The sequence below is a fragment of the Desulfolutivibrio sp. genome, from assembly GCF_036584575.1.
Taxonomy (GTDB): domain Bacteria; phylum Desulfobacterota; class Desulfovibrionia; order Desulfovibrionales; family Desulfovibrionaceae; genus Desulfolutivibrio.
In genome coordinates this window covers 19,709-32,845 of record NZ_JAZHDB010000021.1, presented here as the reverse complement: position 1 = coordinate 32,845, position 13,137 = coordinate 19,709, and the positions used below count along the sequence as shown (strand labels likewise).

Here is a 13,137-nt window from a genome sequence, read left to right as displayed (position 1 = left end):
GGCGGCCGGGTCGGGCAAGGCCGCGCCGCCTGCGGGCGTGGTGGGCTTTCGCACCGAAACCGACGCGCTGGGCGTGGTGTGCCGCCCCTTTGCCGGGGAGGATCCCACAGCCACGGCCCGGGCGGCCTTTCGGGCCTTCGTGGCCGAACACCTGGGCCTCATGCCCGGCCCCCGCCCATGCGGCCCGGCCCTTGGCGACCGGTTTTACCTGGAGACGGATTGGATGCTGGACCGCTTCTCCCGGCTTGGCGGCAACCCGCACGAAATGGAAACGACATGAGTGACCACGCCCTAACCCGTATTCTTGTGGTTTTGCCCATGTACGGGGGCTCGCTCCCCGTGGGCCGCTATTGCGCCAAGGCCCTGGCCGGGCTTGGGCATCTGGTGGAGGTCTTCGAGGCCCCGGATTTTCACGGGGCGTTTTCGGCCCTGAAAAACCTGCGGGTGACCTCCCAGCGTCTGGACTATCTGGAGCACGCCTTTTTGCAGACCGTGTCCCAGGCCGTCCTGGCCAAGGTCGAGACCTTCGAACCGGATATGGTCCTGGCCATGGCCCAGGCCCCCTTGAACCGCCAAGCCCTCAAGCGCCTGCGTCGCGACGGCGTGACCACGGCCATGTGGTTCGTGGAGGACCACCAGGTCTTCACCTATTGGCAGGCCTTCGCCCCGTACTACGATTTCTTCGCCGTCATCCAGAAAGAGCCCTTCGTTTCCCGCCTGGCCCAGGCCGGGGTGGAAAACGTCCTGTACCTGCCCATGGCCGCCGACCCGGACATCCACCGCCCCCTGGACCTGACCCCGGCCGAACGCCGCCTGTACGGTTCGGACCTGTCCTTTGTCGGCGCGGGCTATCCCAACCGGCGGATGGCCTTCCGGGAGCTTTTCGGATTCGACCTGAAGATATGGGGCAGCGATTGGGACGGGGAGGTCATCCTGGCCCCGCGCATCCAACTTGGCGGACGGCGGGTGAGCACGGAGGAGTCGGTCAAGGTGTTCGGGGCCACGAAGGTCAACCTCAATCTGCATTCGGGCCTGGACCCTGCCGCTCTGACGCCGCCTGGAGACTTCGTCAACCCCCGGACCTTCGAACTGGCCATGTGCGGGGCCTTCCAACTGGTGAGCGGCCGGGAGCTTTTGCCCGAGGTGTTCGCCCCTGACGAGGTGGCGGTGTTTACCGACATGAGGGGCCTCAAGGAAGCGGCCGCCCATTATCTGGCGCACCCCGGGGAACGCGCGGCCATGGCCGCCCGGGCCCGGGCCCGGGCCCTCAGGGACCACACCTATGCGGCGCGCATGCAGTCGCTTCTGGATTTTGTGGCCGCCAGACGGCCCGGATTCGGCAAGGGCGTCCGGCGCCAGGCGGGCATGGCGGATCTTCCTGCCGGGCTTCGCGAGGAACTGGCGGGACTTTTGGGCGAACTGGGCCTGCCCGGGGACGTGGGATTCGCCGATGTGGTCGCGGCGGTGCGTTCCCGGCAGGGACGACTGACGGAACTAGAAACAGCTATCCTGTTTCTCGATGAATGGCGCAAGCAATACGGCGGCCGCTAGAAACAGACTCTCCGCTCTCCCTCGCCGCGCCCTGCGGCCGCATACCGCGACGAGACGTATTTCAATATACGTATCTCGAAACACCCGGACGCGGATTCCAGGCGCACGGCGTCAATGCTTGATCTCCAGGGCCTTCTTCATCATTTCGTCCGCCGTGGTGACCACCTTGGTGTTCGACTGCAAGGCCCGCTGCCCGGTGATGAGCAGGACCATTTCCGTGGCCATGTCCACATTCGAGGACTCCAGGGTGCTTCCCGCTATTTCGTCGAAGATGCCCGTTCCGGCGACGCCCTCGATCTTGTTCCCGGCTTCAGTTGTCGAGGAAAACAGGTTGTTGCCCTCCCGCCGCAGGCCATCGGGATTGACGAAATCCGCCAGGGCTACGACGTAGAGTTCGACTTCCTGACCGTTGCTGAAATTTCCGATCACAGCGCCTTCCGCATCCACGGAGACATTGAGCAGATAGCCTTCGGCATATCCGTTCTGGCTGGTCGTCTGGGTATAGGACGTGGTGGCGTAGTTGGTTGTGGCGTTGTAGGCCAGGGTGACGTCGGAGGTGTTGAACCCCAGGGTGTTGGCCGTGTCGGTTCCCATGCCTGCGGCTGTCGCGGGCATGGAGGCCCCCCAGCCGGTTGCGGAGCTGATGCCCAGGTTCGTGGACATGGTGACCGGCGCCAGGGCTCCGCCGCCCGAGGCGCTCAGGAATGTGGCCGAGAACTCCGGCAACCCTCCGGTCGTAAGGTCCGCCGCAACCCAGCTGTCGAGGGACGCGGCGTTGGACGCCTCATCCGACAGGGTGAAGGCGGTCATGTTGTCCATGGTGCCGTCGTCGTTGAAGGTCAGCGTACCGATCATGAGCACCCCGGCCTTGGACGTTCCGGCGGTGGCGGCCCGGCCATCCTCATCGGGGTCCATGGACACCATGTATTCCCAGTATTCCTTGCCGTTTTCCCCCAGGGCCTTGCTGTAGGAGACAGTCAGCTCGTGTTGCTGGCCTTCGGAGTCGTAGACGGTGAGGCTGGTTTGGTAGGAGGCGTTGGAGACCAGGGAGGCGTCTGGGTCCGTACTGTCGTAGTTGTAGCTTTCAAACATGGTGAAAAACGGATTGTCGGGGTCGTTGACCCGGCTTTCCGTGGCGGAATCGAGATTGCTGATGACGGAGATGCTGGAGGTGGCCCTGCCGTCGATGCGCAACTGGTCGAGCAGGATGTCCGAGGCGCTTCCACTTATGGCCAGGCTGGACAACTGGATGCCGCTGGCCTCGGCGGCGGCCATCACATCCTGGTCCACGGCATAGCCCTGCACCCGGAGGCCGTTGGGGTCCACCAGATAGCCCTCGTTGTTGAAGCGGAACTCCCCGGCCCGGGTATAATAGAGATTGCCCGAATCGGAATCGCGGACCTGGAAGAACCCACGGTCGCCCTGGATGGCCATGTCCGTGGAGGTGGTGGTGCTTTCCATCCCCCCTGTCTGATAGCTGTTGAGGATGTTGGAGAGCTGCACGCCCAGGCCCACCTGGGAACCGCTCGCCGACGTGGTGGCGGACTCGCTCATGAGATCCTCAAAAAGGGCGTAGGATCTCCGGTAGCCGACGGTGTTGACGTTGGCCAGGTTGTTGCTGGTCACCCCGATGCCTCTGCCGTAGGTCGTAAGCCCCGTCACGCCTGTCCACAATGCTCCCATGCGCCACCTTCCCTGTTCTGCTGGCGGCAAAACTTGCCGCCGTGCCCGGCCCGGTTATCCGGCCGTCCTGTCGGCATCCAGAGGCCTGCGGCGTTCATCCCCGGGGACGGATCGTCCCGGAACGCCCCTGTCAGGCGTATTCCCGAGGGACTTGACGCCCGGCCTCCCTGTGGCCCCCTGGCGCGGCATGGATGTGTCCGGGCCGTGGGGGGAGGAAGACTTTGCCTCTTGTCGGCAGGAAGATGCAGGGATCGGGCCGGGGGATCAGAGTGGGGCGGGGAGGTCGGCCAGGGCCATACAGCGCAGTTGACGCAGTTTTTCGCCCGAGGCCGGGCCGAGGTTTTGCAGGGGCTCGGGCAGATGCACGGCCAGCATGGCGTCGAGGTCGCGTCGGGCGGCCTGGAGGCGTTTTTCGGCATCATCTTGATGGTCGGCCGCAGCCAGGGAAAACATCTCGTCGAAAAGGCCCTCCTGCCACAGGCGATCCAGGAGGTCCACCCGGGGGCCGGGCCGCATGGCCATATAGCGTCCGGCCTTCATGTGCAGGCGGCAGGCCAGCGCGCCCGCCCGGAGGAACTTCCCGGGAAGCCGCAGCCGGGCGCCGAGTTCCAGGGCCATGGCCTCCCCCCGGGTGTCGTGGCCCAGGTGCCGGGGCCAGGTTTCTTGCGGCGTGATGGTTTTGCCCAGGTCGTGGCACAGGGCCATCCATACGGCCAGGGGATCTCCCGCCAGCCGGTCCATGACCTGGATGGTGTGCCCGAGCACGCTTTTGTCGTGCCAGGGGAGCGGGCCGGCCGGGACGCCGTCGGCTTGGCGCAACTCACGAAACCAGGGATCGAGGCTTTTTGCCGTGTTGAGCAGGGCCAGGAACCGTCCTGGTCGGGGAGCGGCCAGGGCCTTTTGGACCTCGCCCCCTGCCCGCTCCGGGGAGAGTTCGGAAAATGCCCGCATCCGGGCCGTTTCGGCCATGTCGGCCACAAGCCCGGGATGGGGTGAAAAGTCCGGCAATTGGGCGGCGAAGCGCGCCGCGCGAAAAATCCGGGCCGGATCGTCGGCCAGGGATGCGGGCGAACAGGGTCGCAGGATGCGGTGGCCCAGATCCGGGAAGGCCAGGGGATGGGCGGCCACCCGTCCGGCCACCCCGGGGGAGACCCCCAGGGCCATGGCGTTTATGGTCAGATCCCGGGCGGCCAGGTCGCTTGCAAGGCTCCCCCCGCGCGGCCAGGCGTACTGGCTGCCTCCCTGCAGGAAAACGGGAAAGGATTTGCCAACTTGCCGGGCCGTGGGGTGGCGGCGTACAAACTCGTCCGGCTCGGCCCCAAGGACCAGATAGTCCCTGTCCGTCACTGCGCGGCCAAGGATCAGGTCGCGCACCGCGCCGCCGACGAGATAGATGTCCATGTGGCCGCCTCCAGCCTTGTTCTGAACCAGGATGATCCCAAGGTCCAGCCCAAGCTGCAGGCGAGGAGGGCGTTTTCACCGTGCGAATCCGAATTGTAAGGCATGATCCGTTCGGCCAGGCCGACGGCCTGACCCCCGAAATCCTGGCCGCGTGCCATCCGGCCTGGGCGCAAGGTGTGGAGATGATGCGCGGCAGGGGAGGCTTTGTCGAAGAAGCGGGGGCTTCGGGCCTGCACTGTCTGGCGTCGGCCGGGATGCCCGGAACCGACGGGGGCGGGCCGCGGCTTACGGTGTGCGGCCCCTGCGGATCGGCCCTGGACGTGGCCTGGAACCTGATCCGGGCCGGGGACATGGCCCCGTGGGACGTGGTTTTGGCCGTATCCCAGCGCGGGGGCAGGGGGCAGATGCGCCGGGCCTGGGAATCGCCGCCGGGGAACGTCTACGCGGCGATAGCCTGGCCTGCGGGCGTCCCTGGGCCGGAAAGTCTTCTGCCGGTGTTCGTGGGGTATCTTCTGGCCGAGTACCTGTCGGGCAAGGGCGTCGCCGCCAGCTTCAAATGGCCCAACGACCTTTTGGCCGGAGAAAAAAAAGTGGGCGGGACGCTTCTTGAGGAGCGCGGCGGACGGGTGCTGGCCGGGGTGGGCATCAATCTTTCAAGCGCCCCGGGCAAGGAAAATCTGCGTCCGGACCACGCCTTCCCGGCCGGTTCCCTGGCGGAATTCGGGCATTTCCCTGGGCCGGTCCCCTTTACCGTCGAACTTGTGAAGTTCCTGCAAACCTGCTATCACGATTGCGTTACAGCGACATGTTCTTTCCCGCCTGTGGCGCGGATCGAGCGCAGACTGGCCTTTTTCGGCCGGGAGGTGCTTGTCCGCGAAGGCGGATCGGACGTCTACATGGCGCGTGTCCTAGGACTGGCCGAGGACGGGGGGCTTCGGCTGATGCGCCGGGTGGACGGAACAAACCGCGAATGCGTGATCCATTCCGGCGGTATTGCCCCTCCTTTGACCTGATTTCCCGCTGGGCGACCATTTAGACTGTGCGACGCGCGCTCGAAAAACGCGTGGGGAGCGGCATGGCAATCAAGACGTTCGACGAAGTACTGTCCGAGGTCGAAGGCAAGAAGATTTTAGTTGTAAACCGGGGCATTTCGGCCAGGCGCGTACTCCGATCAATACGCGAACGCCTGCGCGCCGTCCCCGTGTTGACCGTCACCGACGTGGACCTGACCTCGCCAGCCGTGGCCGGGGCTCACGAACTGCTTCTTCTCGGGGCCAATCCCCGGGCCTACCTGGATCTGGACGCCATCATCAAAATGGCCAAGGCCAAGGATGTGGTGGCCATCCATCCCGGATGGGGATTCGCCTCCGAGGATGCCTCCTTTCCCAAGCGGTGCCAGGAAGCCGGCATCATTTTCATCGGCTCCACCTCCGACGCCATGCTCAAGCTCGGCAACAAGGTCGAGGTGCGCAAGCTGGCCATGAAACTGGACGTTCCCGTGGTGCCCGGTTCCGAGGGCGCGGTGAGCATCCCCGAGGCCCGCGAGGTGGCCAAAAAGATCGGCTTCCCCATCATGCTCAAGGCCGAGGGCGGCGGCGGCGGCCGGGGCATCTACGAAATCCACGATCCCAAGCAGCTTGAGGCGGCCTTTAGCAAGGCCTCGGCCATGGCCCAGGCCTCCTTCGGCAATCCCCGGCTTTTTGTGGAAAAGCTTCTGACCTCCGTGCGCCACATCGAGATTCAGGTGGCGGCGGACATGCACGGCAATGTCTTCGCCTTTGACGAACGCGATTGCTCCGTGCAGCGCAACCACCAAAAGCTGGTGGAGATCACCCCGTCGCCCTGGCCGGGGATGACCGCCGAACTGCGCGAACGCCTCAAGGAATATTCCGTGCGCCTGGTGCGCGCCTCGGGCTACCACTCCCTGGCCACGGTGGAGTTTCTGGTGGACGCCTCGGGAACGCCGTATCTCATTGAGGTCAACACCCGCCTCCAGGTGGAGCATGGCATCACCGAATGCCGCTACGGCGTGGATCTGGTGGAAGAGCAGATCAACATCGCCTTCGGGGGCAAGCTGCGCTTCAATAAGCGCGACACCAAGCCCTTTTTGCACGCCATGCAGGTGCGCATCAATTGCGAGGATCCCCGCAACGCCTTCGCCCCGAATTCCGGTTTCGTGACCCGCTATGTCTCCCCCGGGGGGCAGGGCATCCGCCTGGATTCCTGCCTGTCGGCCGGATACGAGTTCCCCTCGCAATACGATTCGGCCGGGGCGCTGCTCATTTCCTACGGCAAGGACTGGGACAAGGTCTGCGCCGTGATGATGCGGGCCTTGCGCGAATACATCATCGGCGGGCTCAAGACGACCATTCCCTATCATCGCCAGATCCTGCGCCATCCGCGCTTTTTGACCGGGGACTTCGACACCACATTCGTGGCGAAATCCCCGGAGTTGCTCGAATATCAGGACGAGGAGCCCGAGGCCATGCGCCTGGCCTGGCTGGCCTGCGAGATCTCCGCCCTGGGGCACAATCCCCACGTCATGCTCGGCAAATACCGCTCGCGCGGGGATGTCCGGCTGGGCCGCTTCCATCCGGCCATGCCCACCATCGATTTCAAAAAACACATCCCGGTCTATCCGCGCGGCGACCGCACGGCGCTTCTGGACTGCCTGCGCGACTCGGGCCGGGTCCATTTCGTGGACACCACCACCCGGGACATCACCCAGTCCAACAGCGGCAACCGCTTTCGGCTGGCCGAGGACGAACTCATCGGCCCCTACCTGGACAACTGCGGCTTTTTCGCCCTGGAAAACGGCGGCGGCGCGCACTTCCACGTGGCCATGATGGCCAACATGACCTACCCCTTCGGCGAGGCGGCGGCCTGGAACCGTTTTGCGCCAAAGACCCTCAAACAGATTCTCATTCGCTCCACCAACGTCCTGGGCTACAAGCCCCAGCCTAAAAACCTCATGCGCCTGACCGGCGAGATGATCTGCGAACATTACGACATCATCCGCTGTTTCGATTTCCTCAACCATATCGAGAATATGTTGCCGTTCGCCCAGGTGGCCCTGGCCTCCGAGGCCAACATCTTCGAACCGGCCATCTCCCTGTCGTGGGCCAAGGGCTTCGACACCGCCCACTACATGGACGTGTTGGAGGAGATCCTGGCCATGACCGCCCAGGTGGCCGGGGTCAGCAAGCGCAAGGCCTCGCGCCGGATCATCCTGGCCCTCAAGGACATGGCCGGCATGTGCCCCCCCCGGTTCATTCGTGAACTGGTCACGGCCATCCGCACGAAATATCCCGATCTGGTCATCGACTACCACCGCCACTACACGGACGGGCTGTTCGTCCCGGCCGTGGGCGAGGCGGCCAAGGCCGGGGCGCACATCATCGACACGGCCATCGGGGCCAGCGTCAGGTGGTACGGCCAGGGCGAGATCCTGTCCACGGCGGCCTATATCGAACAGGATCTGGGGGTCCCGGTCTGCTTAAGCGAGGACAACCGGGAGATGATCCGCACCTGCAACTTCGTGCTCAAGCAGATCATGCCCTATTACGACCGCTACACCGCGCCGTACTTCCAGGGCATCGACTATGACGTGGTGGAGCACGGCATGCCCGGCGGGGCCACCTCGTCCTCCCAGGAGGGGGCGCTCAAGCAGGGCTACATCCACCTTCTGCCCTACATGCTCAAGTTCCTGGCCGGAACCCGCAAGATCGTGCGCTACCACGACGTCACCCCGGGTTCGCAGATCACCTGGAACACGGCCTTTCTGGCCGTGACCGGGGCCTACAAGGCCGGGGGCGAACGGGCCGTGCGGGACATGCTGGAGGTCTTAAAAACCGTCACCGAGACCCCGGAGAAGTCCCTGTCCCCGGCAGTCAGGGAAGACCGTCTGCAACTGTATTCCAACTGCAACGACGCCTTCCGCGACCTTTTGCTCGGCAAGTACGGCCGTCTGCCCCTGGGATTTCCGGCCGACTGGGTCTACGAAAGCGCCTTTGGCCCGGAATACCGCCAGGCCATCGCCCGGCGCACCGAGATCTCGCCGCTTCTGTCTTTGGGCGACACGGACCTCAATGCGGAATTTAAGGCCCTGCATCTGCACCTCGACCGCACCCCCACGGACGAGGAATTCGTCATGTATTTGAACCACCCGGCCGACGCCCTCAAGACCATCGCGTTCAAGGCCAAATACGGCGATCCCAACCATCTGCCCCTGGATGTGTGGTTCGAGGGGCTGGAGCCCGGCCAGGAACTCATGTTCGAGGACAGCCTGGGAAAACCCCATCATATGGCTATCCTGGACATCTCCCAGCCCGACGTGCGCGGCGCCTCCATCGTGCGCTACGTGCTCGACTCGGAGATTTTAAGCCATCAGGTCCAGGTGGCCGAGGCCAGGGGACGTGTGGACTCGGCCGTGGCGATGGCCGACAGCAAAAATCCCTACCATGTGGCCGCCCCGTGCAACGGCGACCTGTGGGTCATGCACGTCAGCCCCAACGACTATGTCAAGGCTGGCGAGGAACTCTTCAACATCTCCGTCATGAAGCAGGAAAAGGCGGTTCTGGCCCCGGTGGACGGCATGATCAAGCGGGTGCTCAAAACCGCCGATTTCGCCGAGGACAAAAAGATGGTCCCGGTCAAGGAAGGGGAGCTTCTGGTGGAACTTGGGCCGGTGCTGCGCGCCTGCCCCACCTGCAAGGAGCCCGTGGCCGACGAGAGCCACAAGTTTTGCCCGGTTTGTGGACAAAAAGTCTGATTCGGACATATACGTCCGGTCTCGCGACCCCGGCGGCGCGGCGGCGATGCCCCGGGGACGCCAGGAACTTCTGAAGGAGGAGAGCATGGCCAAAGCGCAAGCAGCCAAACAGCCGAAGAAAAAGCCCGGGAAAGCCCCGGCGGCTTCGAAACCGGCCGAGCTGCCCACCACCCTTATCCTTACCGGCGCCGACATCGTGGGCATCGGTGAGGAAGCTGAAATGCTTGTCGGCGGAAAGAATTACAACACCGCCCTCATAAGCCAGGTAGAAGGCATCCGCGCCCCCCAGTTCCGGGCCGTCTCCTCCATTGCCTTCCACAAGGTGCTTGACGAAACCAGGGTCAACGCCTCCCTGGTCCGGGGGACCGTGGACCATGAATACACCCGCATCGCCTGGGACGCCGATGAGATCAACAGCGATCCGGAATTCTTGAAGAAATTCGTGCGCTCCCTGGCCGACGAGATCCAGGCTTCGGCACGCCGCGCCGAAGGGACGCTTATCCCCTTGCGCACCTTCGTCAACAACGTGGTGGAAGGTTTCGCCACCTCCCCCGAGGGCATCGACCAGTTGCGCAAGCGGTCGGTCCTGGTGCAGGCGGCCATCCTGTCCGTGGACATGCCCGCCGAGGTGCGCGCGGCCGTGTCCGACGGCTACAACGACATCTGCAAGGAAGCGGGCCTGGAAGACGTCCCGGTGGCCGTGCGGTCCTCGGCCGCTGGCGAGGACAGCCGCAAGAAGGCCTTCGCCGGGCTTCAGGACACCTACCTAAACATCGTTGGCGCGCAAAACGTGGTCGACGCCTACCAGTGGGACTGCGCCTCGGCCTATAACCTACGCTCCATGACCTACCGCCGCGAGGCCATCCTCGACGCCGTGTCCCTGGCCGAACAGACCGGCGATCCGTCCATCGCCGAGAAGGCCAAGAAAGAGTGGGCCATCGAGAACACCTCCCTGTCCGTCTGCCTCATGCGCATGATCAATCCGGTCATCTCCGGCACGGCCTTTTCCGCCGATACGGCCACGGGCTGCCGGGGCACCTCGCGCCGGGACCTGGTGTCCATCGACGCCAGTTACGGCCTGGGCGAGGCCGTGGTGGGCGGCATGGTCACCCCGGACAAGATGTACGTGTTTCAGCGCGACGACGCCTCGGAAGTCGTGGTCCGCTACATGGGCTACAAGGACAAAAAGATCGTCTACGAGGAGGGCGGCGGCACCAAGATCGTCAAGGTTCCCGACGTCGAGGCCTACCGCTGGGCCCTGTCCCTGGCCCAGGCCGAGGAAGTGGCCCGGGGGGTGCGCAACATCAGCCGGGCCTACGACGGCATCATCATGGACACGGAGTTCTGCATCGACCAGTCCGACCGGCTGTGGTTCGTGCAGGCCCGTCCCGAGACGCGCTGGAACGAAGAATTCGAGCTACATCCCCAGACCATCTTCATGCGCCGCATGGAGGTGAAGAAACGGGCTTTGGCCGGGGCCGAGGTCATCCTCGAAGGCAATGGGGCCTCGCGCGGGGCCGGGCAGGGAACGGTGCGTTTCCTGCGTTCGGCGCTTGAGCTCAACAAGGTGGCCAAGGGCGACATCCTGGCCGCCGAGCGCACGGACCCGGACATGGTGCCGGGCATGCGCATCGCCTCGGCCATCCTGGCCGACGTGGGCGGCGACACCAGCCACGCGGCCATCACCTCCCGGGAGCTCGGCATCCCGGCGGTCATCGGCATCCAGCGCCCCGAGACCCTGCGCGCCCTGGACGGCCAGGAAGTGACCGTGGACGGTTCGCGCGGGCTGGTCTACCGGGGGATCATCCCCCTGGTGGAGGTGGGCGGCGAGATGGACCTCTCCGTGCTGCCCGACACCAAGACCAAGGTCGGCCTGATCCTGGCCGACGTGGGCCAGGCCCTTTTCCTGTCCCGGTTGCGCGACGTTTCCGATTTCGAAGTCGGGCTGTTGCGGGCGGAGTTCATGCTGGGCAACATCGGCGTGCATCCCTCGGCGCTGGAGGCCTACGACAACGGCTCGTTGCCCCATCTGGTCGACCACAAGCTCAAGGAACTGGACGCCAGGCTCAGTAAGATCGTGCGTGAGCAGTTGGCGGGCGGCTACATCTCCGTGGACGTCAACCTGCGCAAGTACGTGGGCCTGGTGACTGGACTCTCCGGCGAACTCGACCGTCTGGCCGAGGAGCAGGCCGGTCCCAAGGGCGCGGACGCGGTGTTGGCCATCCACCGCAAGATTCGTGAGCTGGACAAAAAGCTCGACGAGCATCTGGAGCTGGCCGCGCGCCGTCTGGACGTGATCAAGACCTCCCGCGACCTGGAGACCCATGTGGCCGTGATCCTGGGCTACTGGGACGAGCTTCAGGAGAAATCCAACGACCCCGACGCGATCAAGCGCCGCTACGAGGTCAAGCACCTCGTTTCCCAGCGCGTGGAGGCGGTGAAAGACGAGCCGCTCATCGTGGAGACCCTGGAGCGCATCCACGCCGTGCGCCGCGAGGTGGCCCGGCAGGTGGGCATCAATTCCGAGATCGAGGATCTGGCGGCCCTGCCGGACAAGATCAAGCGGCAGCTTTTTTCGCGCGGCTTCCGTTCCGGCAAGGAGCTCTACGTCCAGACCCTGTCCCAGGGCCTGGGGCTGTTCGCTATGGCCTTCCATGGCAAGGACATCATCTACCGCACCACGGATTTCAAATCGAACGAATACCGCAACCTCCTGGGCGGCATGCTGTTTGAGGGCTTCGAGGACAACCCCATGCTCGGCTACCGGGGCGTCTCCCGCAACATCCACGACTGGGAGATCGAGTCCTTCAAGCTGGCCCGGGGCATCTTCGGGGGCAAGAACCTCCAGATCATGCTGCCGTTCGTGCGCACCATGGAAGAGGCCCGCAGCATGAAACGCTACCTGGAGCGGGTGCATAAGCTCGTTTCCGGCCGCGACGGATTGAAGATCATGCTCATGTCCGAGATACCGAGCAACGCCATCCTGGCCAAGCAGTACATCCAGGAGTTCGACGGCTTCTCCATCGGCTCCAACGACATGACCCAGATGGTCCTGGCCACGGATCGCGACAACCCCTCCCTGCGCCACATCTACGACGAGGAAGACCCGGCCGTGGTCTGGGCGCTTCTGGTGACCATCTTCACCGGCCAGAAGTATGGCAAGAAGGTGGGGTTCTGCGGCCAGGGCGTGTCCAACAGCGTGATCCTGCGGGGCTTGGTGGCCATTGCGGGCATCGTGTCCGCCTCGGTCGTGCCCGACACCTATTACCAGACCAAGCTGGATATGGCCGCTGTCGAGGCCGAACACCTGCCTGTCTCCAAGCTCGGCGACTGGCTGAGCATCCAGCATGTCAACCGCCTGCGCCAGCTTCTGGCCGAGCACAAGTACGACCACATCCTCAAGAAATACAAGACCGGGCACGACCTCAGGGACTGGTACGAGGGGGAGATGTCGCGGTTTGCCGAACAGTTGCGCGACAACCTGGACACCCAGAAGGCCGGGTTCTACCGCCAGGAGATGGAGAGCTTTCGCAGGCTGTTCCACAAGCCGGTGATCTATTCCGACTGGGACTGGGAGAGCACGGTGTTCGACGCCCTGCGCCAGGCCGGGTTCTCCACGTATGAGGAGCAGGAAAAGGCCCTGGCGGAGCAGCGCAAGAAGAAATGGTAGGGCGCGGCCCTGCCTCTGACGACCGGGGCGGCCTGCGGGCCGCCCCCAAGGATATATGGGA

Annotated in this window: 6 protein-coding genes and 1 pseudogene; 5 read left to right on the top strand and 2 right to left on the bottom strand. The window is 64.5% G+C overall.

Features of this window, described 5'->3' with window-relative positions; all coding sequences use genetic code 11:
- Both V3572_RS01670 and V3572_RS01665 read left to right on the top strand, forming a co-directional pair.
- Positions 1-280, top strand: a pseudogene (locus V3572_RS01670) (hypothetical protein); the annotation flags it as partial.
- Positions 277-1,551 carry a CgeB family protein gene (locus V3572_RS01665; protein ID WP_332109233.1) on the top strand — a complete coding sequence of 425 codons (1,275 nt, stop codon included), beginning with the start codon at positions 277-279 and terminating at the stop codon, positions 1,549-1,551. The pseudogene V3572_RS01670 and the gene V3572_RS01665, both read left to right, overlap by 4 nt.
- 111 nt (positions 1,552-1,662) lie before the next feature.
- Here the strand turns inward: V3572_RS01665 and V3572_RS01660 are convergent, their stop codons facing one another.
- A complete protein-coding gene (locus tag V3572_RS01660; protein WP_332109232.1) occupies positions 1,663-3,234 on the bottom strand; it encodes a flagellar hook protein FlgE in 1,572 nt (523 codons plus the stop codon).
- Positions 3,235-3,498: 264 nt separating this feature from the next.
- Positions 3,499-4,635, bottom strand: coding sequence for an HD domain-containing protein (locus V3572_RS01655; RefSeq protein ID WP_332109231.1), 1,137 nt, complete (start codon positions 4,633-4,635; stop codon positions 3,499-3,501).
- 80 nt (positions 4,636-4,715) lie between these two features.
- On the opposite strand from V3572_RS01655, the gene V3572_RS01650 reads away from it, so the two are divergent.
- The 3 genes from V3572_RS01650 to V3572_RS01640 all read left to right on the top strand — a co-directional run bounded on the left by V3572_RS01650 (position 4,716) and on the right by V3572_RS01640 (position 13,076).
- Positions 4,716-5,648 carry a biotin--[acetyl-CoA-carboxylase] ligase gene (locus tag V3572_RS01650; protein WP_332109230.1) on the top strand — a complete coding sequence of 311 codons (933 nt, stop codon included), beginning with the start codon at positions 4,716-4,718 and terminating at the stop codon, positions 5,646-5,648.
- 62 nt (positions 5,649-5,710) lie between these two features.
- Positions 5,711-9,406, top strand: a complete 3,696-nt coding sequence (locus V3572_RS01645) for a pyruvate carboxylase (protein WP_332109229.1) — start codon at positions 5,711-5,713, stop codon at positions 9,404-9,406.
- 85 nt (positions 9,407-9,491) lie between these two features.
- Complete coding sequence (locus tag V3572_RS01640; protein ID WP_332109228.1) at positions 9,492-13,076, top strand: PEP/pyruvate-binding domain-containing protein; 3,585 nt, start codon at positions 9,492-9,494, stop codon at positions 13,074-13,076.
- Positions 13,077-13,137: the final 61 nt, after the last annotated feature.